Source organism: Massilia sp. Se16.2.3, from assembly GCF_014171595.1.
Lineage (GTDB): Bacteria > Pseudomonadota > Gammaproteobacteria > Burkholderiales > Burkholderiaceae_D > Telluria.
Genome location: NZ_CP050451.1, coordinates 1,809,822 through 1,832,679 on the forward strand (window position 1 = coordinate 1,809,822; position 22,858 = coordinate 1,832,679).

Genomic DNA, 22,858 nt, shown 5'->3' on the forward strand with positions numbered 1-22,858 from the left:
TGGCCTCACAGTTCGCTTGCGATCGGATCGGTCTTTTCCAGGACGGCGCCGCGCGCCGTCCTGCGCGTATTGTAGAACGTGGCGGCGATGCCCGAGGCAAGGATCACGGTGATGCCCAGCCAGACGTGCCAGTCGAAGCGGTCGCCCCACAGGGCCAGGCCCCACAGGCTGGAAAACACGACGCCGGTGTACTGCAGGTTCGCCACCACCAGCACCTTGCCGACACGGTAGGCGCGCGTCATCGCCATCTGCGCCATCAGCGCGGCCACGCCGATCCCGAGCAGCAGCAGGGCGCCGCCCTGGGTGTGCTCGTGGAAGGGAAGGCCGACCGGTTTGCCGTCGCCGCTCACTACGCCTACCAGGCCGGCAATGGCCGTCGTCAGCGAAAAATAGAACACGACGCGGTATTCGGGTTCGCCCATCTGCCCCAGTTTGCGCACCTGCATGTAGGCCATCGCCGAGATCACCGACGAGCACACACCGGCCAGGCCGCCCAGCCACTGCTGGGTTTCGATGGCCGGCTGCAGCACCAGGATCACCCCAACGAAGCTGGCGCCGACCGCCACGACGAGCGGCCACTCGACAGTATTGGCGCCGGTTGCCGCGCGCGACCACCAGCCGGCCAGGAACATCCCGGCCGCGATCCAGATCGGCGCCATGTAGTTCAGCGTCATGGCCGTGGCCAGCGGCAGTTTGCCGATCGCGAAGAACCACAGCCAGAGCGAAGTCACGCCGACCAGGCTGCGCCAGAGGTGGGCTTTCGGGAAGGGGGTGCGGAAGCTCCCGCCCTGGTGGCGCACGATGGCCAGCAGCACGAGCGAGCCGATGATGCCGCGGTAGAACAGGAGTTCGGAGGTGGTATAGAACTCGGAAGCGAGCTTCACGCCTGCGCCCATGGCGGCAAAGGCGAAGCTGGCGAACAACATCCACAGTGAGGGCATTACTTTCCTACGATGATGAAACCAGGGTAGACGATACAGCAGCTTGCGCCGGCGCGCCTGGCGCCACAGTGCGGCGCCCGATCACGCTGGCCGCAATGCAGGAGGCGAGGATGACGGCGATGCCGGCCCAGACCGTCCAGTGGAAAGCGTCGCCCCAGATCCAGCCGCCCAGCAGGCTGGAAAAGACGATGCCGCTGTACTGCAGGTTGGCCACCACCGGGGTGCGGCCCAGGCGGTAGGCGCGGGTCAGGGGCCAGCTGGCCGGCGGTACCGGTCAGGCCCACGCCAAGCAGCAGCAGCGCGCCCCGCCAGTCGGGCGCATGCGAGCCGGAGGAGGGAAAGGCGAGCGTGCCCGCCAGGCCGGCGACGACATTGAGCAGCGAAAAATAGAACACGACCCGGTATTCGGGCTCGCCCTTGCGGCTCAGGCGCCGCACCATCAGGTAGGCCAGCGCCGCCAGCGCGCCGGAAGCGAGCGCCATCAGTCCGCCCAGCCACTGGTTGGCGGCGAAGGCGGGACGGAGCACCAGCACCACGCCGCCAAAGCTGGCCAGGATGGCAGCCAGCAGCGCCCACGGGAAGCGCCGCTCGCCGCGCCAGAGGGCGGCAACGATCAGGGCCACGGCGGTCCAGATCGGCGACAGGTAGTTCAGGGTGACGGCCGTCGCCAGCGGCAGGCGGGCGATCGCCGCGAACCAGAGCCAGAGCGAGGCCACGCCCAGCAGGCCGCGCCACAGGTGGGCCAGCGGTTCAGGGGTGGCGAGGGATCGGCCCTTGATACGGGCCAGGAAAAAGAGCAGCGCGACCCCGACGAGGCCGCGCACCAGCACGATCTCGGCGATCGAGTACCGGGTCGACGCCAGCTTCACGCAGGTGCCCATCAGGGCAAAGGCGAAGCTGGCGAAGAGCATCCACACGGCTTACAGCGCGATCTTGCTACGGTACCACTCGTGGAAGTGCTGCATGCCGTCTTCCATCGGCGACTGGTAGGGTCCCACTTCGTTGACGCCGCGCTCGACCAGGATCTTGCGGCCGGCGTCCATGCGCTGGGCGATCTCGTCGTCCTCGACGCAGGTCTCCATGTAGGCGGCGCGTTCGGCCTCGACCAGTTCGCGCTCGAACAGCGCGATCTCTTCGGGGTAGTAGAACTCGACCACGTTGCGCGTCTTTTGCGGACCCAGCGGCCACAGGGTGGACACGACCAGCACGTTCGGATACCACTCGACCATGATGTTCGGGTACAGGGTCAGCCAGATGGCGCCTTGCTTCGGTTCCTTGCCGCCATTGAACTTCAGTACCTGCTCCTGCCACTTTTTATACGTCGGCGAGCCGGCCTTCTGCAGGCCGCGGTTCACGCCCACGGTCTGCACGCTGAAGTCGCGGCCGAATTCCCATTTCAGGTCTTCGCAGGAGACGAAGTTGCCCAGGCCCGGATGGAAGGGCTCGACGTGGTAATCCTCGAGATAGACCTCGATGAAGGTCTTCCAGTTGTAGTCGACCTCGTGGATCTCGACGTGGTCGAACAGGTAGCCGGAGAAGTCGAGGTCCTTCGAGACCGACATCGCCTTCAGCTGCTGCATGACGTCGTAGCCGTTCTGCTCGAACAGCAGGCCGTTCCAGCTTTGCAGCGGCGATTTCGCCAGGTTGAGGCAGGGCGTTTCCGCGAAGTGCGGCGCGCCGATCAGCTCTCCCTTGAGGTCGTAAGTCCAGCGGTGCAGCGGGCAGACGATGTTCTTCGCGTTGCCGCGGCCATTGAACATCAGCGCCTGGCGATGGCGGCAGACGTTGGACAGCACCTCGATGCCGTTGGCATTGCGCACGAGCATGCGGCCTTCGTTTTCGGAAGGCAGGGTCGCGAAGTCGCCCGTTTCCGGCACCATCAGTTCGTGACCGACGTAGCGCGGGCCCTTCTGGAACAGTTGCTGGATTTCCCGCTGCAACAGTGCGTCGTCAAAATAAACATTTACCGGAAGCTGCGCGCACGAGCGCGCCAGCTTGGCGTGGGTAGCCAGATCGGACATCCCAACCCCCCTTATAGAAGCAGCGTGCCAAAGAGAAGAAAGAATCCAAAGACCAGTATTTTTCGCTGAGGAAATACGGTAATTCGGACAGAACCGGAGATTATAGCGTGTTACGAGCTCAACCGGGATGGATAAGCTGTTGCGCGTTGGATTGTTGTCCCGTCCGCCGAATTGGCGCGGTGAAGGGGGCATGGCGATCGCGTGCTGCTCGCGCCGGTTGGCGTTCAGGGGTGCGGGCCGTCGCGGGACTGCGGGGCGGAATGGCGCAGAAAGTGCCAGAAGGGCATGGTTTTCATGAAGTTGCGGGGGCTGGCGCTTCCGACGAACCCTTCTAGACTGAGCTCGGCAATCGCGCAAGACCACCCCAAGGGTGTGTATTGTTTTAAAATACGCGATTCAAGTCCCGCGCGGCGCACCCGATGCGCATGACGGGATCGCTGGCCCAACAAGAAGACACTATGGCAATCAATGCAAACGCGGGAGCGACGACGGCTCCGGCCTCGTTCGAGGAAGCAATGGCCGAGCTGGCCCAGCTCGTCACCCAGATGGAAGGCGGCCAGCTGCCGCTGGAAGCCTCGGTAGCCGCCTATGCGCGCGGCTCCGAGCTGGTGAAGTATTGCGCGGGGCAGCTCGACAAGGTCGAGTCGCAGGTGAAAGTCCTCGAAGGCGACATGTTGAAACCCTTCAGTGCCGACGGCGTCGGCGAGGGTAGTCAATGAGCGCGCTGTCCTTTTCCAGCTGGATGGGCGGCGTCCAGGCCGAGGTCGAGGAGGCGCTGTCGCGCTTCCTGCCCGCGGCCACGAGCGTGCCGACCAAGCTGCACGAAGCCATGCGCTACACGGTGCTCGGTGGCGGCAAGCGCGTGCGTCCCTTGCTGGTGTACGCCAGCGGCGCCCTGTTCGGCGCCGACCCGGCGGCACTGGCGCGCGCCGCCTGCGCCCCGGAAATGATCCACGCCTATTCGCTGGTGCACGACGACATGCCCTGCATGGACGACGACGACCTGCGCCGCGGCAAACCCACGGTGCATGTGGCCTATGACGAAGCGACGGCGCTGCTGGTCGGCGATGCCCTGCAGGCCCAGGCCTTCGGCGTACTGGCAGGCGCCGATACGCTGCCCCGGCACGGCTGGTCGCCATGCTGCGCCTGCTGGCCGAAGCGGCGGGGTCAAGCGGCATGTGCGGCGGCCAGGCCATCGATCTCGACAGTGTCGGCCTTGCGCTCGACCAGGACCAGCTCGAACGCATGCACCAGCTGAAAACCGGTGCGCTGCTGCGCGCCTCGGTGCTGCTGGGCGCGCTGTGCGGCAAGGACCTGAACCAGACGGAGCTCGAAGCCCTGGGTGCCTACTCGAAAGCGGTCGGGCTGGCCTTCCAGGTCGTCGACGACGTGCTCGACGCGACGGCCGATTCGGCCACGCTCGGCAAGACGGCGGGCAAGGATGCGGCCGACAACAAGCCGACCTATGTCTCGATCCTGGGCCTGGACCAGTCGAAGGCATTGGCGGAGCAATTGCGGCGCGAGGCGATCGATGCGCTGGCGCCATTTGGAGAACCAGCACTGCGGCTGCGCGAACTCGCGGATCTGATCGTGCAGCGGAAGGCATAAATGAACCTGTTAGAAACCATCAACGACCCCTCGGACCTGCGCCAACTGCCGCGCACCCAGCTCACGCCCCTGGCGAACGAGCTGCGCCAGTTCCTGCTCGAGTCGGTCGCGAAGACGGGGGGCCACCTGTCCTCGAACCTGGGCACGGTCGAACTGACCATCGCGCTGCATTATGTCTTCGAGACGCCGCACGACCGCATCGTCTGGGACGTCGGCCACCAGACCTATTCGCACAAGATCCTCACCGGCCGCCGCGGCCGCATGGACACGCTGCGCCAGCTCAATGGCCTGTCGGGCTTCCCGAAGCGCGACGAAAGCGAATACGACACCTTCGGCACCGCGCACTCGTCGACGTCGATTTCGGCAGCGCTGGGCATGGCTGCGGCCGCGAAGATCAAGGGCGAACACCGCCACGCGATTGCCGTCATCGGCGACGGCTCGATGACCGCGGGCATGGCTTTCGAGGCCCTGAACAATGCCGGCGTCGAGGAAGACTGCAACCTGCTGGTGGTCCTGAACGACAACGACATGTCGATCTCGCCGCCGGTCGGCGCGCTGAACCGCTACCTGGCGCGCCTGATGTCCGGCCAGTTCTACGCCGCCGCCAAGAGCGTGGGCAAGACCGTGCTGCCGGGCCCCGTGCTGGGCCTCGCGCGCAAGCTGGAGGAACACGCCAAGGGCATGGTGGTGCCAGCCACGATGTTCGAGGAATTCGGCTTCAACTACATCGGCCCGATCGACGGCCACGACCTCGACTCGCTGATCCCGACGCTGGAAAACATCAAGAAGCTCAAGGGGCCGCAGTTCCTCCACGTTGTGACGAAGAAGGGCCAGGGCTACAAGCTGGCCGAGGCCGAGCCGATCCTGTACCACGGCACGGGTAAATTCAATCCGACCGAGGGCATCAAGCCGGCCACGGCGCCCGCCAAGATGACCTATACCGAAGTCTTCGGCAACTGGCTGTGCGACATGGCAGCCGTCGATTCGCGCCTGGTCGGCATCACGCCGGCGATGCGCGAGGGCTCGGGCATGGTGCGCTTCCACCAGCAGTACCCGGAGCGCTATTTCGACGTCGGCATCGCCGAGCAGCACTCGGTGACCTTCGGCGCGGGCCTGGCGACCGAAGGCCTGAAGCCCGTGGTGGCGATCTATTCGACTTTCCTGCAGCGCGCCTACGACCAGCTGATCCACGACGTGGCGCTGCAGAACCTGGACGTGACCTTCGCATTGGACCGCGCGGGCCTGGTCGGCGCCGACGGCGCCACCCACGCGGGCAACTACGACCTGCCTTACCTGCGCTGCATCCCGAACATGGTGGTCATGGCGCCGTCGGATGAAAACGAATGCCGCCAGATGCTGACGACGGCTTACCACTATCCGGGCCCGGCCGCGGTGCGCTACCCGCGCGGCGCCGGTATCGGTGCGCCGTTGCAGGAGGAGCTGACCTCGATCGCCATCGGCAAGGGCGACATCAAGCGCCAGGGCGAGAAGATCGCCATCCTCGCCTTCGGTTCGATGGTGGCGCCGAGCATGGGCGCGGCAGCTGACCTGAACGCGACGGTCGCCAACATGCGTTTCGTGAAGCCGCTCGACGCCGCGCTGGTGGAGCAGCTGGCCGCCAGCCACGACTACCACCGGTGACGGTGGAAGAGGGCGCGACCATGGGCGGCGCCGGCAGCGCCGTGGCCGAAGCGATGGCCGCCGCCGGCATCGTCAAGCCCCCTGCTGATCCTCGGCCTGCCCGATAAATTCATCGACCGGGGCGACCCGGCCGCGCTGCTGGCCTCCGTCGGCCTGGACGCGAAAGGCATCGCCGCCTCGATCCGCACCCGCTTCGGCGCGGCGGGCGAGCCGCGGCTGGTGGTGAACAACACCTGATTCAATTGGATGAAACGAAGAAGCGGCGCCGAGGCGCCGCTTTTTTTTCCCGCTTCGTCGACCGTAGGGTGGACGGCTATACCCGACGGCTGGTACACCCGCGGCCTTGCTGCCGTCCACGCGTTCAACCTGTATACGCATCGTCGCGGCGTATCGGCCGCTGCTTGAACGCGTGGACGGCATCGGCGTCGCATGAACACGGCCGTCCCGGTAGAGCCGTCCACCCTACGGGTATGTTGCCTGGGGCGTAGCGTGGGCTCTCCAGACCCGTGGGGTGAGCGCCCGAGCCCACGCGGGACTGCGGCGTCCATTATCGTGCCTACCGCGTGGGCACAGGGCGCCCACCCTGCTGACTGACGTTCATCCGCTGCGTATGCGTCCACCAATGGACGTACGCCGACACCGCCGAATTGTCGATGCGGTAGGTCAGACTCCGTAGGGTGGGCGCCCCGAGCCCACCGTCCACGACACGCATGAACGCAAGGCTCCGAGACAACCAATCAAAACGCGCTGACGTTCATGCGCTGCGTATGCGTCCAGCGGTGATCCGATGCCGCCACCGCCGAATTGTAGGTACGGTAGGTCAGCCCCTCGCCCGGCCATGGATCCATCATGTAGATGTAGTTCACGCCGTTGTAGCTCTGGTAGCCGCGGCCGGCCATGATGTGTCCACCGCCGTTGGTCCAGCCATAGCGGATCACGAAGGGGCGATTCGCGTTGATGTCCCACACCACGCTGCTCCACGACGAAGCCGAGTTGTAGGCCGTATTCGGCACGCCCCAGGCATTGAGGATGTTCTGGACGCTGCCCGCCGTGCCATACATGCTGTTGGGCTGGTTGGCGTAGCTGTTCCAGTTGAAGGTGCCATTCCCGCAGGCGTAGTTCAGGCCAAAGGCCCAGTTCACGATCTGGCACTGGCTGGGCGTGCGCTGGTAGACGGCGAGGATGGCCTTGCTGGTGGCGGACCAGCACCACTGGCTGTGTTCCTGGGTCGTCAGCGGAACGTTCAGCGCGCGCGCTTGCGCGAACGCGGCGGGCAGGGCGGCGGCAAGCGCCAGGCCGAGCACGAGTTGAGTGACATTCTTCTTCATAGGGGTCTCCGTAAGCTGCATGTTGTAGTTGTGGGGATCGTCTTAGCGGTGCTGGTCCAGGTTGCCCTTCACCGCCACGCGCAGCGCCGGCAGGATCTCGGCATCGTCGAGCAGGGGGCGCGACCGCTTTGGCGTCATTCACCGTCCCCTTCGCCATCGACAGCGAGGTGCGCGCCGACAGCAGCGGGGCGAAACGGGCGCTGCCGCCGACGCCGCTCACTTCCAGCAGGTCCGAGCGCGCCTGGTAGATGCGCACCAGGCGCAGGTTCGAGCGGTCCGCATTGCCGTGCTGGGCAACGAGCCTGTCGAGGTCCTTCGACAGCACGGCGGCGCCATAGGCGACGGTTTCGAAGCGGCCGTTCTGGCGCTCGACGGTGGCCATGCCGACCGGACGCTCGCCTGCCATGACGACGAAACGCCACTGGTTCGCATGGCGCGCCATGTCCTTCATCTTGCCCTTCGCGCCCAGGATCTTGTCCGGATCGATCGTGTAGACCGGGAAGCCGTAGCCGATGCGGGCGTCCTTCAGTTCGCTGACATCCTTGACGTCGAGCGGGAAGTCGGCCAGCGGGCTGCCGGCGCGCTGCTGCAGCAGCTGGTTGATGAAGGTGCTCAGGTCGCGCTGCGCGGCGGCCAGGGCGGCGCCGTTGCTGGCGCTGGCCTGCTGCGCCGCCGTGTGGTCGGCCGCTTGCGGGCCGGCCTGCGCGCTGCCGAAGGCGAGACTCACGCCGAGTGCCGGGGCGCCGAGCGCGTGTCGATAGGTCAGGTGCTGCCGATGTGGGTGTTGCATGGATGCTGACTCCTCAAATGTTGAAGCGAAACCCGCCTGTCCGGACGGGCGCGGAGGTGCTGCGACAAACATGCACGCGGGCTGCGTGCAGGACATCGGGTGCTGGCCACGGCGCGGGGCACCGGACCGGCGGTGAGCGATGATGCAAGGAGCGAGGCGGCGGCTATACGGATGCGGCGGGTATGGCCGGTCCTGCCCGAAGCAGGCGAAACAAATGGAGCGCGTGGTGACGACAGGGAGTGCCGCAGGACCCGGGGTCCGGCAAAGTCGCGCCCTGGAAGGTCCGGAACGGTCTTGTGGACGTTCCGGGCAGAAGTCCGGCCGGCGTCATTCGCCAGGCGGGCAGGATGCGGGGCGCTTGTATAGACAAGAGCCGTGGGATGCGTCGTATTGTAGTGAAGACAATCTCACTACTCAACAAATTTTTTGTTATCGGGGCGGGCGAAAGCATGTCCATCCGGCTATCGGCCGAACGGCAGCAGGCGCCGTCTTGTCAGCGGCCCTGTCCGAACAACTCCTCGGCGCGCCGGAACAGGATCCAGGAGGTCGCGATCAGCTTGTCGCCGCTGACCGGCACGTGGCCTTTATGCGTATGGGTGAAGCCCGCCGGCGCGATGATCAGGCGGCCCTTGCGCGCTTCGATCTTGCGGTCCTGGTAGAGGAACTCGGTTTCGCCCCCCTCGGCCACGTCGTTCAGGTAGAACTGGAACAGCAGCACCCGGTGCAGGGTTTCGCAACTGGCGTTCTGCGGATAGATCTCGGAATGCCAATGGTGGTAGCCGCCCGTCCCCTGCAGGTACTTCTGCAGGTTGATCGGGCCGCAGCGGTACATCGCCTGCAGCAGGGCGGGCAGGTGCGGACTGCCGCATTCGTCGAAGTTCGCCAGCGACAGCGCCACCGGCTCGCCCGTGCGCGGATGCGCCACCATGGGCGCGAGCGCGCCCAGCACGAGGGCGCGGTAGCGGTCGATGTAGCTCGCCAGGTGCTGGGCCACGGCCGCCATCATCAGGTTGCCGATGTCATGCCATTCCTTGTGCGGGCCGATGGTGAGATCCCAGCTGTCCTTCTTGTTCGTGTCGACGCCGTTGCCGGTGCGTCCGCGCACGACCTTGTCGCTGGCATGGAAGCGCGCCACGATGGCGTCGCATTGTTCGGGGCTGAGGGCGTTGTCGTAGATGCCGATGAAGTCGTCCAAGGTCGTCTCTTTTCCGTGATGGGGTGATTGTTTTTTTGTGCCAGTGTACCGCGCCATGCCAGGGCTGCGCACCCCCGTATCCGGGCAGGGTAGGGGCCATGGCGATGTGACAACACGGCAGGGTGCATGTAGAATTCGCCCTTTACGCGATTGGTGCCCTCCTGCTTGTCTGCCGGAGGGTGAAACGGGAAGCCGGTGACGCGCGGGATAGCCATCCCCCGCCAGTCCGGCGCAGCCCCCGCTGCTGTAGGCCTGACGACCCTGGCCATACGCCACTGTGCATCGCACGGGAAGGCAAGGACAGGGAAGGACGAAGGCAAGCCAGAAGACCGGCCAGTCGTGCAGTACTTTGCAGCGCCCGGGGTGTGGCGTTGCCGGTTGGCTGTCCGTTTTCCTTCGTTCCGGTCATGAGCTCGTGCGCGCCCGTTGCGGCGCGCTGCTGCGCGCAAGCGACTTCCCGCGAAGGGCATGGGTAGCCTGGTTTTCATGCGCGCCCCGCGTGCCTTACCCGTCGACGTCGATGAGTGCCCGTCTATCTTCCCGCGTCCTTGCGATGCTGCTGTGCTGCCTGGCGCTGCTGCCCGCGCGCGCCGCCACCCTGTTCGCCGCCGTTACCGAACGCGCCGCCCCGGCCGCCGTCGATGCCGCCCACCGCCACCGGAAGCGCATCCGCACGACCGCATCGTCTTGCGCACGACGGCGCAGCTGATGGCGGCGAGCGAACGCGACCTGGGACGCTGGATCGGCCAGGCCGACAGCGTGCTGGCCGTCGCCGTTTTCGGCGACCCGGCGCGGCGCCTGAAGGATGCCCCGGGCCGCCACGCGCGTCCCGCCACTGCCATCCTCGCCTTCAACGGCGAGGCGACCCTCAGCCTGTCGACGCGAGGGCGGCATGGCCGCTTGCACGATTTTTCGCCGGAGACCCTGCGCCAGCTCGCCGCCGAGGCGCCGCCGGAGGCCGCGCTGGCGGCGGCGCAGGCCCACGCGTCCGCGGCCTACTGGCTGGCTGCGCGGCGCCTGTGGCAGGCCGGCGGGGGCGACAACCTGGCTGCGTTGCTGGACGGTTTGCTGGATGCGCAGCCGGACCGTGCCGGTGCGCTGCCCGCGCCGCAGCCGGAACCGACGCTGCGCCTGCGCGTCGGCGCACGCGAGCTGGCCGATGCCGGCGCCTGGGGCCATGCCGCCAGCCTGGGCCTGAAGGAGCGGCCGACGGTCGTCGTGCTCGATCTGGCGAACATGGACCAGGAGGTCCCGGCCGCGCTGTGCCGGCGCATCGAGGCGCACGGCCAGGCTTGCGTGCAGCTGGCGGCGCGCTGGGGCGGCGCCTCGCGCGAGGCCCTCGAGCGCCTGCCGGAACTGATCGCGCCGGCGCGGCCCGCGGCACTCGTCGTGCTGCAGGATTTCGTGGTCGGCGCGGCCGAGGGCCGCGAGGCGGTGGAGGCTGCCTTCAAGCGGCTCGACATCCCGGTGTTCAAGGCGATCCGCCTGATGGATCGCAGTGCCGTGCAATGGCGCCTCTCGCCCGACGGCCTCACGCCCGATTCGGTGCAGTACCGGGTGGCGCTGCCCGAGCTGCAGGGGATCGGCCAGCCGATCGTGGTGGCGGCGCTGGGGCAGCCGCGCCACGATCCGCTGACCGGCATCGAACACCGGCCGCCGGTCGTGCTGGCGCCGGAAGCGGAGCGGGTCGCCGCCCGTGTGAGCCGCTGGCTGGCCCTGCGCGCCAAGCCGAACCGCGACAAGCGCGTCGCCCTCATCTATTACAACCATCCGCCGGGACGCCAGAACATCGGCGCCGACAACCTCGACGTGCCGGCCTCGCTGTTCGACATGCTGGTCGCACTGAAGGCGGCCGGCTATACGGTCGGCGAGCTGCCGGCCTCGCCCGAAGCGCTGCTTGACCGCATCATGGCGCAGGGCGTCAACCTGCCGGAGGACCGCACGGCGCTGCGCGAACTGGCAGACAAGGTCGCCGGCGTCGAATCCGCCGACTATGCGCGCTGGTTCGGCGCACTGCCGCCGCGCGTGCAGGGCGAGATGCAAAGCGGCCTGCTCGGGCGCCTGCAGACCGACGTGCTGGAAGCGGAAGCTTCCGGAGAACAGGCGCTGGGACGCAAGCAGGTGAATGTCGTCATCAAGGAACTGCTGCACCTGGTCGAAGGCGCCGACCACCCGCAGCGGGCGCTGGCACTGCGCGACCTGGCGGCGCTGGAAGCGGGTTATACCGCTTGTCTCGACGAGCGCGCCCAACGCCCCTGCCGGTCTTTGGGCCCCCTGCAGCGGCGCCTGGCCGGCTACGGCATCGAAGGCTTGCGCGGCTGGGGACCGGTGCCGGGCAAGGTGATGGTCGAGGGCGGCCGGCTGCTGGTGCCGGGCATCGTGTTCGGCAACGTGTTCATCGGCCCGCAGCCGCCGCGCGGCTGGGAAGTGGACGAAGAGCTGCTGCATGCGAACACCAGCATCACGCCGCCGCACCAGTACCTGGCCTTTTATCACTGGCTGCGCGACCGCTTCAAGGCCGACGCCCTGGTCCATGTCGGGCGCCATTCGACCTATGAATTCTTGCCGGGCAAAGCCGTCGGCCTGGCGGCGGACGACTACCCCAGCCTGATCGCCGGCGACCTGCCGGGCATCTACCCGTACATCGTCGACGGCGTGGGCGAGGGCACCCAGGCCAAGCGGCGCGGCCTGGCCGTGATGGTCGACCACCTGACGCCACCGCTGGCGGCCACGCCCCTGTACGACGAGCTGCTGGCGCTGCGCCAGGTGGTCGAGAGCTACGAGGCGGCCAGCTCCGAGACGCTGAAAACGCAGGCCGCGGCGGTGATGCGCGAGCGCGTGACCAAACTGAACCTGCGCGCCGAACTGGAAGCCTCGATGGCCGATGTGCTCAAGGTGCGCGGCATCGGTTTCGACGCCGCCGACGACGACCTGCTGGCGCATGAAGTGGGCCACTACCTGACCAAGCTGCAGGAAAAGTTCATGCCCTACGGCCTGCACGTGTTCGGGCGCCCATGGGAACGCCAGTCGCTCGACCTGATGCTCGATTCCATGCGCAAGGGCGGCATCCTCGACCTTGACGTCGAGCGCAAGCTGGTGGACTCCCCGCGTCTCGAGATGGCGGGCCTGCTGGCCGGCCTGGACGGACGCTACATCGAGCCGGGCAAGGGCAACGACCCGCTGCGTTCGCCCGAGGCGCTGCCTACCGGGCGCAACTTCCATGCGGTCGATGGCGACATCCTGCCGACGCGGCTGGGCTATGGCCTGGGCGAGCGGCTGGCGACAAAGGCGGCCGCGCGCGCGAACGGCAAGGAGGGCAGCGAGGGCATCATCCTGTGGGCCTCCGACGCGGTGCGCGACGAGGGCGTAATGGTCGCCTTTGCGCTGGCGATGATGGGCGCCGAGCCGGTGTGGAATGCGCGCGGCATCGTGACCGATGTGCGCCTGAAGCCCGGGGCACCACGGCGCGATGCCATCGTCACCACCTCGGGACTGTTCCGCGACCTGTATCCGAACCTGATCCGCCTGATCGACCGCGCCGGCAGGCTGGCGCTGGCCGCATCGGCCGCCACCCCCGGTGGAAGAGGACCCCAGCTGCGCGAGCCGCTGACGGCGGCACTGGCGCCGCTGCCGGGCGCGAGCTGGGGCCACGAAACGCTGGCGGACAACCGCGTGGCAGCCGGGTGGCTGGCGCGCACCAGGACCCTGCGCAGCGGCGGCATGCCGCTGGTGGACGCCGGCACGGCCGCGGCGCAGCGGGTCTTCGGCGATGCGCCTGGCGCCTATGGCACCGGCGTGAATCGCCTGACCGAGCGCTCCGGCGCCTGGCGCGAACGCGAGGAGCTCGGGCGCGCCTACCGCAACCGCATGGGCCATGCCTATGGCCTGGACGCGAGCGGCGAGGCGAACCACGCCGCCTTCGACGTCGCACTAAGCGGTATCGCGCGCACCTATCACGGCCGTGCCAGCAATCTCTACGGCCTGCTCGACAACAACGATGCCTTCGACTACCCGGGCGGCCTGTCGCTTGCTGTCGAGACGCGCACCGGGCGGGTGCCGGACGCGATGATCCTGCAGCACGGCCAGCCCGGCCAGGCCGATGTCGAGCCGCTGGCCTCCGCCCTGCTGGGCGAGCTGCGCGGGCGCTTCCTCAATCCCGCCTGGCTCAAGCCCCTGATGGGACACGGCTATGCCGGCGCGCGCACGATGGGCCAGGAATTCGTCGAGAATTTGTGGGGCTGGCAGGTGACGCGCCCCGACCTGGTCAAGAGCTGGGCGTGGGACGAGGTCAAGGCGGTTTACTTCGACGACGCCCATGGCCTCCAGTTGCCGCAATTCTTGGGCGAGCGCCACAACGTGCACGTGAAGGCGCACATGCTGGCGGTGTTCATGGTGGCGGCCGAGAAGGGCTACTGGAAGACCGACCGCGCCACCGTCCGCCGCATGGGCGGCGAGCTGGCGCGCCTGGTGGCCGCCAACGGGCTGCCCGGCAGCGGGCATACCTCGCCCGCGCATCCGATGTGGCAGTGGCTGGCGCCGCAGCTGGAGGACGCCGACGCGCGCCTGCTGGGCGTGGCTTTGGCACGCGCGCGCGGCGAGGCAGGGCTGCCTGCGCCACCGACCCCTCGGGCCACCGCGCATGCTGGGGCAGCGGCGACTGCGCCGCTGTCGGCGCGGCGCACGGCTGGCGCCACGCCTGCGCCCACGCCCGCGCCGGCGCCGGCGCCCGTGCGTGCCTATGAACTGCTGGCGTCGCCCGACGCGCCCGCACCTGTCGGCCTGCGTGTCGCCGGTGTACTTGGCGCACTCGCCTGTGCCTGCGTCCTGTTCGCGCTCGGCGTGCGCCGCGGCGCTCGACCGATTCTTCCTCAACCTTCCGGGAGCATTCCATGATCGACTTCTTTTCCTTCGCCTGGCTGCACGACGCCGTCAGCTGGCTGCTGGCGCCGGCCCTCGCAGCCCTGCTGCTGGGCTGCGCACTGGCGCTGCTCGAAGGCGGCATCGCCGTCGGCGAGCGCTTTTACGGCCTGGCGCGGCTGCATGCGGCGGGCGACCTCGCCCGCGTGCAGGCGGTGGCGCGGCGGCGCCTGGAACGCGCCGACCTGCTGGCGCGCATCCCGCCGATGCTCGGGCTGATGGCCACGATTATCCCGCTCGGACCGGGCCTGGCCGCGCTGGGCCAGGGGCGATCCGGCCCGGCTGGCCAGCGCCGTCACCGTCGCCTTCGACGCCACCGTGCTGGGACTGGTCGCCGGCATCGGCGGCATGGTGATCGGCAAGCTGCGCCGCCGCTGGTACGAAGAGACCCTCGAAGCGATGGAAGGCGCGGCATGATCGCCGGCCGCAAACGCCTGCGCCTGTACTCGCGCGCCTGGACGCGCGCTTCGGCCAGGACGACGAGGATCCGCGCGCCAGCCTGGTCAACCTGGTCGACGTGATGCTGGTGTTCGCCTGCGGCCTGATCGCCGCGATCGCCGGCAGCCAGGGGGCGCCTTGAAGGCACCGCGCCCGGTCGAGAAGGGCCGCCAGATCGAGCGCCCGGCCAGCGGCGCGAGCCAGGCCGGCAGCGGCTACGACCGCGTCGGCGAGGTGTACCGCGATCCGAAGACGGGCAAACTGATGCTGATCGAGCCGGCCAGGTGAGCTGCCCGCACTGCCTCAGCGGTTGCGGGTGCAGACATACACCGCGCCGCCCGTCACCAGGAAGCCCGCCAGCGCCATCGGCCTGAGCGTTTCGCCCAGCAGGACATAGCCCATGCAGGCGGTCACGCCGGGAATGAGGTAGAACAGGCTGGCGACCTTGCTGGCCTCGCCCTTGCGCATCAGGACGAACAACAAACTGATCGACCCGATCGAGTTGACGGTGGAGAGCCAGGTCGAGGCGAACAGCAGGCGTGGCGTCCACTCCACCGCGAAGCCCTCGAAGCCGAGCGACAGGCCGCAGGCCACCATGCTGGCCACAAACAGCTGGACGAAGCCGCCGGTGCGCAGGTCCATCGCCGCGCAGTAGCGCTTCTGGTAGAGGGTGCCGAGGGTGATTCCGGCCAGGGCCAGCAGGCAGGAGCCGATACCGGCCAGGCTCGCGCCGCCTGTCCCCACCTTGTCGGCAACGACGAGCGCCACACCGCACAAGCCGCCGGCCAGTCCGATCCACTGCCGGGTGCTGGTTTTCTCGCCGAGGAAGAGCGCCGCGCCCAGTGCCGTGAACACCGGCATGGTGCCGACGACGAGCGCCGATACGCCGGCGCTGACGCCGAGCTTGAGCGCTGAATACAGCCCCGCGAACTGCAGCGCCTGCAGCAGCAGGCCGACCACGGCCAGATGGCCGAACTCGCGCCGGGTGGCGGGCCAGGGCGCGCGTGTGACCAGCGCGACCGCCAGCAGGATCAGGGCCGCCACGCCGAAGCGCAGGAACAGCAGCGTGAAGGGCCCCGCATACGGCAAACCGATCTTGCCGACGATGTAGCCGGTGCTCCAGGTCAGCACGAACAGGGTGGGCAGGGCGGGCAGCATCGGCAGGGACGGCGTGGCGGTGGAGGCTTTGGCGATGCTCGGGGCGGTCATGGGTATCTCCGGTGGGATCGATGCATCGAGCTTAAGATGTCATCAGTTCCGATACAATGCCTCGACTGGATAAAACATTGTTTCCGAATTGGATACCATGGAAGAGATCAAACCACGCGAGTTCAGCGACATCTGGGCATTCGTTCGTGTCGTCGAGACCGGCACGTTTTCGGAAGCCGCACGCCAGATGGGCACGACGAAGGCCGCCATCAGCAAGCAGGTGGCGCGCCTCGAGCACGCGCTGCAGACCAAGCTCCTGAACCGGTCGACGCGCCGCATCGGCATGACCGAAGCGGGCCGCGAGATCCACCAGCACGCCGTGCGCATGGTGGAAGAGGCCAGGGCGATCGAAGCGACGATCGCCGGGCTGCAGCAGGGGCCGAGCGGCACCCCTGCGTGTGACGACCTCGATGGCCTTCGGGAACGCCCAGCTGGCGCGGCTGCTGCCCGAGTTCATGGCGCGCTATCCGGACATCACGGTCGTCATGAACCTGAACGATCGCCGCGTCGACCTGGTGGAAGAGGGTTTCGACATCGCGCTGCGCCTGACCGCGCAGGTCGACCTGCAGACCGCCGTGGCGCGGCCCGTCGGGCGGCTCCGCCACGCGCTCGTGGCCGCCCCGGGCTACCTCGCGTGCCGCGGCAGGCCGCAAACGCTGGCCGACCTGCGCGACCACCAATGCATCGTGTTCGGCGAATCGCGCAGCGCCACCTGGACCTTCATGGTGGACGGCGAGCGCTCGCCGCTGAAGGTAGTAGGTGCCCTGGCCGCCAACAGCAGCCAGTCGCTGCGCATGGCCATGCTGGGCGGCGCCGGCATCGCGCTGCTGCCGACCTACATCGTCGGCGAGGACATCGCCCACGGCCGCGCCGAACGCCTGCTACCCGACGTGCAGCCACTGGGACTGTTCGGCGACCAGCTCTATGCCATCTACCTGCAGGACCGCTTCCTGCCGCCGAAGGTGCGGGTATTCATCGATTTTTTGGTGGAGAAGATTGGCGAGCATCCGGAGTGGGATGCGTTTTGAAACTCAATCGATGTTGTAGAGTTCGTACCGTCCACTCGAGATGTTCTTCTTTGCCGATTCGATCTCATCCTGGTCGCGCACCAGGTACGAGATGTCGGACCCGTTGGCTAAAGCGGCGCGGAAGAAATAGTTTTTGTTCGCTTCAAATTCGACGGGAATGTACAAGCTCGGAAACCCCTGCAGTTTGTATTCGTACGTCCCCGGGTTGGCCTCGTAGTACCCATATTCGCCCGTATTCAGGGGAATCTTCGGCTGGCCCTTGATCTCGAAATTCACGTCCATCAGCGACCCGATGATCCCCGTTTTCCATTGGTAGACATAAACGCCAGCTTTTCCTTCGGTGGGTTTCGTGAAGTTGGATGTCGTATCCAGATTCAGGTCTTTATAGGGCGTCACGGCGCAGCCGGACAGTAACAGGGCACTCAGAACGATCGATACTATTTTCATGTTGCTTTAACTTGTTGCGGTAAATTTTCGTGGATTGGCTACACCGGGCGTCAAACCGCCCCGAGCAGCCGCAAATGCTCGTCATCGAGCACACTGTCGACCATCGCGTCGATACGCCGGTCGCCATCCGCGATCGCCAGATCCAGTTCCGCCAGGACAGCCCCATGCTCGCGCTGGCGGCGCACGCCGAAGAGGTCGAGGCGCTCGATGGCATACACCAGCAAGGCACTGGATAGGCCGGTCATGGTGGCAACGAGCACGGCGGCAACCGGTCCGGCCAGGGGCGCCAGCGGGGGAAGGTGGGTGGCGAACAGGGCGGTGATCGCCTTTTCCGCCACTTCCTCGGCCATGATGCCCAGCGAAGTCGTCAATCCGGTCGCCAACAGCTTGAGGGCCGCGTCGCCGGCCTGCGCGCGCGTCATGCCCTTGGGTGGGAACAGCGCCAGCTTCAGGGCCGACAGGATCGCCATCATCCCCTCCCGAATGACGCGCACGACGCGCTTGCCGGTGGTGACCAGCATGTTGATCAGCATGGTGGCGAGGTTGCTGAGGAAGCCGCTGATGGCGCCATCCTTGAATGCGGCCAGCGTGTCTTGCCATTTCGCCGCGACGCGTTTGACGATCCTTCCCAGCCGCTTGCGCAGCGCGTCGAAAAAGCCCGCGCTGCCGGTATCGCCACGCAGGCCTTTCCTGTAGGCGTCGAGGACTTCATCGAAGCTCGCGGTAAGGAATTCGGTCAGCAACAGGCCGACTGCCTGCTGCAAACCCATCTTGCCGGCTTGCCCGGTGCCCGTTGCGACCGCACGCTCGCCATAGTAGGCCGCCTTGTCGCCCAGGCCTGGTGCGTGTTGTGAAGCGGCGCGCTGGCCGCGTCCGATGGCGGGCTTGACGCGCCGGTCGTCGAGGCCGTAGCGCTCCTTGTTGTTGCGGCCGCTGCCGTCGGTGGCCTGGCTGTCGCGCCATTGGTCGAGCGCTTTTTGCTGCTTGGAGCGGTTGGCGCCATTCGCGGTCATGGCAAAGTTGTCAGGGTCGGCGCCAAAGGCCTCCTTTTTCCCCTTGTCCTGCATGAAGCCGCCTTCATTGTGGTACTGGTTGACCGAGTAAATGTGGTCGCAGTCCGCCTGCGAATAATCGAGCAGCTCGCCCGAGTATTCGTCCACGATCATCTGGGAATCGGGATGGATGCTCGCATCCCGGTATGTGCCGCGCGCCGTCTTGTAGGCCTGCCCGGCGTATTCTTCGCGCTTGAATTCGTCCTCGCTGCGCGCATACACGCCTTCTTTGGCATTGTGCACGGTGGTGACGTTGCCGCCCGCCTTGTCGGCCGCCGCGAGAACCTGGCCGAGGCCGAAGGGACCGGCGATCCCGCGCAGCACGGCATTGCGGCAATCGCCAAGCAGCGCGTCCATGCGTTCGCTATCCCAGCGGGTGCGCAACTGGGCTAGCAGTGCGCGCGTCTCGCGGTTCGAGACGCCGACCGGCGCATTCCACGCCGCCATTTCGGCCGCGTGCTCCTCGAGCATCTCGTCCAGGATGGCATGGGCCGCATGGCTGGTGCCTGTGCTGTCGGTTCCGTCGGTGGGCACGCGGTAGGAGGCGATGCCGGCGCGGTGCTCCCGCAAGGTATCGAGCCGGGCCTTTTGCTTGCGGTGCAGTTCGGCGCGTGACGGTTTCATGCCAGGCTGGCTTCGTAGTTGACCGACATCGATTTCCAGCGCGCGATGAATTGTTCTTCGTGCGTGTTGACGACGCCATCCGCATGGGCGATCACGTCGACGATATCGTCGATATCCCGTTTCGGCAGCCCGGCGTGCTTGGCATACTGCAGCGCCTGCGGCAGGGTAGGGGGCTTGGCGGTCAGCCTGGCCACGCGCTCGCTGAGGACGGGCGGCAGGTTGGCGGCGCTGCAGCCGGCAATGAACTGGTCGAGTTCCTGGCGCTCTTCGTCGCAGATGACACCGTCTGCATTCGCGATGGCCAGGCCCACCGCGTACATGGCGACGAGCTTCTTCTCGAAGTCCTGGTAAGCCTGCAGGCGCTTGGCCAGCGCGGCCATCTTCTTTTCATACTTCGTCTGGGCCGCGCGCTCCCCGGCTTTGGTGCCTTCGGCCACCCCTTTCCGGTAGGCCGTATCGCTCGCGCTGGACGCGTGATCGACCGCCGCGGCGGCGGGCGCCGATGCCGGCGCCAATCGCCGCTCCGGCCGCGGTCGTCGTGCCGAGCGCGCCAATGGCGACGGCAAGCGAACTGCCGCCGGTCATCGGCGCCAGCACGACGGCGCCGACGCCGCCGGCGACGTAGGCGAGGCATTTAAAGAATCCCATGTAGTTCTCCTGATGAATCGTGGAAGCTGCCGGGAGGGCAGCGAGCAATCCGCTATGGTAGACGCAAAGTTCCGTAAGGAAACTATTGAATACTCACATTGCATGAATTCCGCGAGCGCGGGAGCGTTGCCGGCACAGTGCGGGACTTCAAGCTGGGAACTATGTGGAACCGGACTTCGATTTCTCCTGAAAAACCGTGCGTTTTCGCCTGTGATATCGTCGTGCTCACATTCTGGACAGCCAAAGGGAGAAAGAATGCAGCGTTTCACCGATAAAGCCGTACTGATCACGGGCGCCGCTTCCGGCATCGGCCTGGCGGCTGCCCACCGCTTCCTCGACGAAGGCGCCCGTGTCGTGATGCTCGATATCGACGAAGCCAGCCTCAGGAAAGCGGCCGCGAAACTGCCGCAGGACCGCATTCTCGTCCAGGTCGGTGACACGGCCGACAGGAAGACGGCAACGGCTGCCGTCAAGGCGGCGGTCGAGCGTTTCGGCGCGCTGCATATCCTGGTCAATAACGCCGGGATGGCCACCGAAGGCGACATCACACAAACCAGTGAGGAAGACTTCGAACGCGTGATGGCCGTGAATGTCGCTGGCTACTTCCATATGGCGAAGGCGGCGATGCCAGAACTCGTCAAAACACGCGGTTCGATCGTCATGACTTCCTCCGTCTCGGGCCTTGGCGGCGACTGGAATCTGTTCGCCTATAACACCTCGAAGGGAGCCGTGAGCAACATGGTGCGCGCGATGGCGATGGATGCGGCAAAGGACGGGGTGCGCGTGAATGCGGTCAATCCGAGTTTCACCAAAACCGGCATGACCGAGGACATGGTGAGCGATCCCGAACTGGTCGCCAAGTTCAGGGAACGCATGCCGCTCGGCGCGCCCGAGGATCCGGAAGGTGTCGCGGCGGCGATGGCTTTTCTCGCCAGCGAGGACGCGCGCCTCATTACCGGCGTCAATCTGCCGGTCGATGCGGGCCTGCTGGCATCGAACGGGCAGCCGCCGCAGTAAGCATTGATCCAGCCCCAACCGCTGGGGTCAGGTCTGACAAATGGACACGAGCTCTGCCTTTAAGTCGGCAGTGAAGGGCGTGCGGCTGAGATCGTGTCCGAATGTCAGACCTGACCCCGGTTTCGAATGGACACGAGCTCTGCCTTTAAGTCGGCAGTGAAGGGCGTGCGGCTGAGATCGTGTCCGAATGTCAGACCTGACCCCCGGTTTCGGTTTCGCGGTTTCGCGTATTTCTTCATTTCTTGTCCGCCAGCGAAGCCGCTCATCCACCAGGTTTCACTACGCCACGTCCCTCCGGCACATGAATCGATCGTGCCAGCAAATGCCCCGCCAGCCAGCCCCCGATCAGCCCACCGATATGCGCGGCATTGTCCGTGTGCGGATACACAAACCCCATCCACAGGCTGAACAGCAGGAAGGGCAGCAATGAGCCGCGCAGTTCGGTAACGACCGTCGGCGGCACGCCGCTGTGCGGGCGCGAGAGGAAGGCGAGCAGGCCGCCGATGATGCCGAAGATGGCGCCGGACGCGCCCACGCTGCTGACCGGCGCATGCCGCAGCACGCTCCACAACACGCTCGACAGGCTGCCGCTGACGCCGGCCAGCAGGTACAGGCCGGCAAAGCGCGTGCTGCCGAAGATGCGCTCGGCGAGCGTGCCGACCTGCCACAGCGCCAGCATGTTGAAGCCCGGTGCCAGATGCTCCCGTGCAGGAACATCGAGCTCACCAGGCGCCAGTACTCGCCCTGGCCCAGCGTCAGGCGGCCGATGTTCGCGCCCCAGTCGCGCAGCAGGGAAGCCTGCAGCGATGCGTCGGCCGCGGCCGGATACAGCGCGAACATCCGCCGCATCGGGCCCACCAGCGCGGCCTCGTAATGGCGCCGTGCCAGCCACATCAGGGCGAACAGGCCGACGTTCGCCGCCAGCAGGCCCCAGATCACGGGCGTCGACGGCGTCCAGTAGTCGATGCGGTCGTGGAAAACGGCGTTTTCCTCGTGTTCCTGCCTGAAACGTTCGGTCTGGCGCGCCGGCAGCAGGGCGACGATGCGCTGCGCCGTTGCCGCATCGGCGACGGAAAAGCCCACCGTCACGTCTTCGTCCACGCCCAGCACGTCGAACCAGACGTCCTGGCCATTGTCATAGGCGTTGACGATGTCGGCCATGCGCAGCCGTTCTTCGCAGCGCTGGGGCAGGCGGAAGGAGCGCTGGCGGCTGCCGCGCACGATCACGAAGTCGTCCTGCACCTCGAGCGTGCCCGGACCGCGGAAGCGGAAGGGATTGGTCGGCCAGCGCGAACCGGCCATGTAGAAACGGACGTCGAAGCGTGCACTCACTCCCACCGGCACGTCCCTCAGCCGCGCTGGCGCTGGTGGTTCCAGAGCACGTCGCTGCCGCCGGCAAAGCGGTTCAGCACGCGCGCGAGCACGAACATCAAATCGGACAGGCGGTTCACGTATTGACGCGGCTGCGGATTGATCGTGTCTTCTTTCGACAGGGCGACGATGGCACGTTCGGCGCGGCGGCAGACGGTGCGGCATACGTGGGCGGTAGAAGCCGCGCGCGAGCCGGCCGGCAGGATGAATTCCTTCAGGATCGGCAGGTCGGCATTGTATTTTTCCAGCAGGCCGTCCAGGCGCGCCACGTGCTCGTCCTTGATCATCTGGTAGCCGGGGATGCACAGCTCGCCGCCGAGGTCGAACAGGTCGTGCTGGATGGTGACGAGTTCTTCGCGCAGGTCAGGCGGCATGTCCTCGCACAGCAGCAGGCCGACGAAGGAGTTCAGTTCGTCGACTTCGCCCAGTGCATGGATGCGCGCGCTGTCCTTGCCGGTGCGGCTGCCGTCGCCCAGGCCCGTGCTGCCGTCGTCTCCGGTGCGTGTGGCGATTTTGGAAAGTCGATTACCCATGATTATGTCCAGACCCTGAAAAAGATAGCCCGAGGATACGACAAATCGAT

The 22,858-nt window shown here is 66.7% G+C and carries 21 protein-coding genes, 3 pseudogenes and 1 riboswitch; of the genes and pseudogenes, 13 read left to right on the plus strand and 11 right to left on the minus strand.

The window, feature by feature from the left end; translation table 11 throughout:
- Positions 1 to 5 precede the first annotated feature (5 nt).
- The 3 genes from G4G31_RS08360 to G4G31_RS08370 are packed head-to-tail and all read right to left on the minus strand — an operon-like array spanning position 6 to position 2,962.
- Positions 6 to 941, minus strand: a complete 936-nt coding sequence (locus tag G4G31_RS08360; protein WP_182991027.1) for a DMT family transporter — start codon at positions 939 to 941, stop codon at positions 6 to 8.
- Complete coding sequence (locus G4G31_RS08365) at positions 941 to 1,852, minus strand: DMT family transporter (RefSeq protein WP_229425580.1); 912 nt, start codon at positions 1,850 to 1,852, stop codon at positions 941 to 943. Before G4G31_RS08365 ends, G4G31_RS08360 begins: the two co-directional genes overlap by 1 nt.
- Positions 1,853 to 1,861: 9 nt before the next feature.
- Positions 1,862 to 2,962, minus strand: a complete 1,101-nt coding sequence (locus tag G4G31_RS08370) for an aromatic ring-hydroxylating dioxygenase subunit alpha (protein WP_182991029.1) — start codon at positions 2,960 to 2,962, stop codon at positions 1,862 to 1,864.
- Between the two features lie 458 nt (positions 2,963 to 3,420).
- Between G4G31_RS08370 and G4G31_RS08375 the strand changes: the two genes are divergently transcribed.
- The 3 genes and pseudogenes from G4G31_RS08375 to dxs all read left to right on the plus strand — a co-directional run bounded on the left by G4G31_RS08375 (position 3,421) and on the right by dxs (position 6,448).
- The gene (locus tag G4G31_RS08375; RefSeq protein WP_182991030.1) at positions 3,421 to 3,681 is read left to right on the plus strand and encodes an exodeoxyribonuclease VII small subunit; all 261 of its coding nucleotides are present in this window, start codon (positions 3,421 to 3,423) and stop codon (positions 3,679 to 3,681) included.
- A pseudogene (locus tag G4G31_RS08380) lies at positions 3,678 to 4,570 on the plus strand (polyprenyl synthetase family protein). Before G4G31_RS08375 ends, G4G31_RS08380 begins: the two are co-directional and overlap by 4 nt.
- Positions 4,571 to 6,448: pseudogene (dxs, locus tag G4G31_RS08385) on the plus strand (1-deoxy-D-xylulose-5-phosphate synthase).
- Positions 6,449 to 6,948: 500 nt separating this feature from the next.
- On the opposite strand, the gene G4G31_RS08390 reads toward dxs, so the two are convergent.
- On the minus strand, positions 6,949 to 7,539 hold the full coding sequence (locus G4G31_RS08390) for a C39 family peptidase (protein WP_182991031.1): 591 nt from the start codon (positions 7,537 to 7,539) through the stop codon (positions 6,949 to 6,951).
- Between the two features lie 286 nt (positions 7,540 to 7,825).
- Here G4G31_RS08390 and G4G31_RS08395 point away from each other — a divergent pair, with 286 nt between their 5' ends.
- A complete protein-coding gene (locus tag G4G31_RS08395; protein WP_182991032.1) occupies positions 7,826 to 8,338 on the plus strand; it encodes a hypothetical protein in 513 nt (170 codons plus the stop codon).
- Between the two features lie 484 nt (positions 8,339 to 8,822).
- Here the strand turns inward: G4G31_RS08395 and G4G31_RS08400 are convergent, their stop codons facing one another.
- Entirely contained in the window at positions 8,823 to 9,524 is a 702-nt protein-coding gene (locus G4G31_RS08400) for a 2OG-Fe(II) oxygenase (RefSeq protein WP_182991033.1), read from the minus strand.
- Positions 9,525 to 9,658: 134 nt separating this feature from the next.
- Positions 9,659 to 9,877: riboswitch (cobalamin riboswitch) on the plus strand.
- 167 nt (positions 9,878 to 10,044) lie between these two features.
- On the opposite strand from G4G31_RS08400, the gene G4G31_RS24545 reads away from it, so the two are divergent.
- The 4 genes from G4G31_RS24545 to G4G31_RS24550 are packed head-to-tail and all read left to right on the plus strand — an operon-like array spanning position 10,045 to position 15,167.
- Positions 10,045 to 10,233 carry a hypothetical protein gene (locus tag G4G31_RS24545; RefSeq protein WP_202033720.1) on the plus strand — a complete coding sequence of 63 codons (189 nt, stop codon included), beginning with the start codon at positions 10,045 to 10,047 and terminating at the stop codon, positions 10,231 to 10,233.
- Entirely contained in the window at positions 10,233 to 14,417 is a 4,185-nt protein-coding gene (locus G4G31_RS08405; RefSeq protein ID WP_202033722.1) for a cobaltochelatase subunit CobN, read from the plus strand. Before G4G31_RS24545 ends, G4G31_RS08405 begins: the two co-directional genes overlap by 1 nt.
- Positions 14,414 to 14,962: a hypothetical protein gene (locus G4G31_RS08410; protein ID WP_202033726.1), complete on the plus strand. Its 549-nt coding sequence runs from the start codon at positions 14,414 to 14,416 to the stop codon at positions 14,960 to 14,962. The genes G4G31_RS08405 and G4G31_RS08410 overlap by 4 nt, the downstream gene beginning before the upstream one ends.
- 55 nt (positions 14,963 to 15,017) lie before the next feature.
- Complete coding sequence (locus G4G31_RS24550; protein ID WP_202033729.1) at positions 15,018 to 15,167, plus strand: hypothetical protein; 150 nt, start codon at positions 15,018 to 15,020, stop codon at positions 15,165 to 15,167.
- A gap of 15 nt (positions 15,168 to 15,182) precedes the next feature.
- On the opposite strand, the gene G4G31_RS08420 is transcribed toward G4G31_RS24550, so the two are convergent.
- Positions 15,183 to 16,088, minus strand: a complete 906-nt coding sequence (locus G4G31_RS08420) for a DMT family transporter (protein WP_182991034.1) — start codon at positions 16,086 to 16,088, stop codon at positions 15,183 to 15,185.
- Positions 16,089 to 16,275: 187 nt separating this feature from the next.
- Between G4G31_RS08420 and G4G31_RS28980 the strand changes: the two are divergent.
- Positions 16,276 to 16,329: pseudogene (locus G4G31_RS28980) on the plus strand (hypothetical protein); the annotation flags it as partial.
- 169 nt (positions 16,330 to 16,498) lie between these two features.
- Positions 16,499 to 17,116 carry a substrate binding domain-containing protein gene (locus G4G31_RS08430; RefSeq protein WP_210283928.1) on the plus strand — a complete coding sequence of 206 codons (618 nt, stop codon included), beginning with the start codon at positions 16,499 to 16,501 and terminating at the stop codon, positions 17,114 to 17,116.
- A 3-nt stretch (positions 17,117 to 17,119) separates the two neighbouring features.
- On the opposite strand, the gene G4G31_RS08435 is transcribed toward G4G31_RS08430, so the two are convergent.
- The 3 genes from G4G31_RS08435 to G4G31_RS08445 are packed head-to-tail and all read right to left on the minus strand — an operon-like array spanning position 17,120 to position 19,754.
- Positions 17,120 to 17,563, minus strand: coding sequence for a DUF2846 domain-containing protein (locus tag G4G31_RS08435; RefSeq protein WP_182991036.1), 444 nt, complete (start codon positions 17,561 to 17,563; stop codon positions 17,120 to 17,122).
- A gap of 50 nt (positions 17,564 to 17,613) precedes the next feature.
- Positions 17,614 to 19,239: a hypothetical protein gene (locus G4G31_RS08440; protein ID WP_182991037.1), complete on the minus strand. Its 1,626-nt coding sequence runs from the start codon at positions 19,237 to 19,239 to the stop codon at positions 17,614 to 17,616.
- Complete coding sequence (locus G4G31_RS08445; RefSeq protein WP_182991038.1) at positions 19,236 to 19,754, minus strand: TerB family tellurite resistance protein; 519 nt, start codon at positions 19,752 to 19,754, stop codon at positions 19,236 to 19,238. The genes G4G31_RS08440 and G4G31_RS08445 overlap by 4 nt, the downstream gene beginning before the upstream one ends.
- Here G4G31_RS08445 and G4G31_RS27510 point away from each other — a divergent pair.
- Both G4G31_RS27510 and G4G31_RS08450 read left to right on the plus strand, forming a co-directional pair.
- Complete coding sequence (locus G4G31_RS27510) at positions 19,742 to 19,864, plus strand: hypothetical protein (protein ID WP_267873663.1); 123 nt, start codon at positions 19,742 to 19,744, stop codon at positions 19,862 to 19,864. The genes G4G31_RS08445 and G4G31_RS27510 overlap by 13 nt on opposite strands.
- 278 nt (positions 19,865 to 20,142) lie before the next feature.
- Positions 20,143 to 20,904 (plus strand): SDR family NAD(P)-dependent oxidoreductase, encoded by a 762-nt coding sequence (locus G4G31_RS08450; RefSeq protein WP_182991039.1) that lies wholly within the window; start codon positions 20,143 to 20,145, stop codon positions 20,902 to 20,904.
- A gap of 262 nt (positions 20,905 to 21,166) precedes the next feature.
- On the opposite strand, the gene G4G31_RS28985 is transcribed toward G4G31_RS08450, so the two are convergent.
- On the minus strand, positions 21,167 to 21,583 hold the full coding sequence (locus tag G4G31_RS28985; RefSeq protein WP_182991040.1) for a rhomboid family intramembrane serine protease: 417 nt from the start codon (positions 21,581 to 21,583) through the stop codon (positions 21,167 to 21,169).
- A 293-nt stretch (positions 21,584 to 21,876) separates the two neighbouring features.
- Here G4G31_RS28985 and G4G31_RS28990 point away from each other — a divergent pair, with 293 nt between their 5' ends.
- Positions 21,877 to 22,362: a hypothetical protein gene (locus G4G31_RS28990; protein ID WP_182991041.1), complete on the plus strand. Its 486-nt coding sequence runs from the start codon at positions 21,877 to 21,879 to the stop codon at positions 22,360 to 22,362.
- Here G4G31_RS28990 and G4G31_RS08465 read toward each other — a convergent pair.
- Positions 22,254 to 22,808 (minus strand): cob(I)yrinic acid a,c-diamide adenosyltransferase, encoded by a 555-nt coding sequence (locus tag G4G31_RS08465; protein WP_182991042.1) that lies wholly within the window; start codon positions 22,806 to 22,808, stop codon positions 22,254 to 22,256. The genes G4G31_RS28990 and G4G31_RS08465 overlap by 109 nt on opposite strands.
- Positions 22,809 to 22,858: the final 50 nt, after the last annotated feature.

Bases quoted from the DNA above. Each gene is read 5' to 3' on its own strand.
- G4G31_RS24545 (WP_202033720.1), top strand. From the start codon at position 10,045: ATGAGTGCCCGTCTATCTTCCCGCGTCCTTGCGATGCTGCTGTGCTGC.
- G4G31_RS28985 (WP_182991040.1), bottom strand. From the start codon at position 21,583: ATGCTGGCGCTGTGGCAGGTCGGCACGCTCGCCGAGCGCATCTTCGGC.
- G4G31_RS08375 (WP_182991030.1), top strand. From the start codon at position 3,421: ATGGCAATCAATGCAAACGCGGGAGCGACGACGGCTCCGGCCTCGTTC.
- G4G31_RS08440 (WP_182991037.1), bottom strand. From the start codon at position 19,239: ATGAAACCGTCACGCGCCGAACTGCACCGCAAGCAAAAGGCCCGGCTC.
- G4G31_RS08410 (WP_202033726.1), top strand. From the start codon at position 14,414: ATGATCGACTTCTTTTCCTTCGCCTGGCTGCACGACGCCGTCAGCTGG.
- G4G31_RS08390 (WP_182991031.1), bottom strand. From the start codon at position 7,539: ATGAAGAAGAATGTCACTCAACTCGTGCTCGGCCTGGCGCTTGCCGCC.
- G4G31_RS08365 (WP_229425580.1), bottom strand. From the start codon at position 1,852: ATGCTCTTCGCCAGCTTCGCCTTTGCCCTGATGGGCACCTGCGTGAAG.
- G4G31_RS08405 (WP_202033722.1), top strand. From the start codon at position 10,233: ATGGCGGCGAGCGAACGCGACCTGGGACGCTGGATCGGCCAGGCCGAC.
- G4G31_RS08465 (WP_182991042.1), bottom strand. From the start codon at position 22,808: ATGGGTAATCGACTTTCCAAAATCGCCACACGCACCGGAGACGACGGC.
- G4G31_RS08430 (WP_210283928.1), top strand. From the start codon at position 16,499: ATGGCCTTCGGGAACGCCCAGCTGGCGCGGCTGCTGCCCGAGTTCATG.
- G4G31_RS08360 (WP_182991027.1), bottom strand. From the start codon at position 941: ATGCCCTCACTGTGGATGTTGTTCGCCAGCTTCGCCTTTGCCGCCATG.
- G4G31_RS08435 (WP_182991036.1), bottom strand. From the start codon at position 17,563: ATGAAAATAGTATCGATCGTTCTGAGTGCCCTGTTACTGTCCGGCTGC.
- G4G31_RS08420 (WP_182991034.1), bottom strand. From the start codon at position 16,088: ATGACCGCCCCGAGCATCGCCAAAGCCTCCACCGCCACGCCGTCCCTG.
- G4G31_RS27510 (WP_267873663.1), top strand. From the start codon at position 19,742: ATGCCGGCGCCAATCGCCGCTCCGGCCGCGGTCGTCGTGCCGAGCGCG.
- G4G31_RS08370 (WP_182991029.1), bottom strand. From the start codon at position 2,962: ATGTCCGATCTGGCTACCCACGCCAAGCTGGCGCGCTCGTGCGCGCAG.
- G4G31_RS08450 (WP_182991039.1), top strand. From the start codon at position 20,143: ATGCAGCGTTTCACCGATAAAGCCGTACTGATCACGGGCGCCGCTTCC.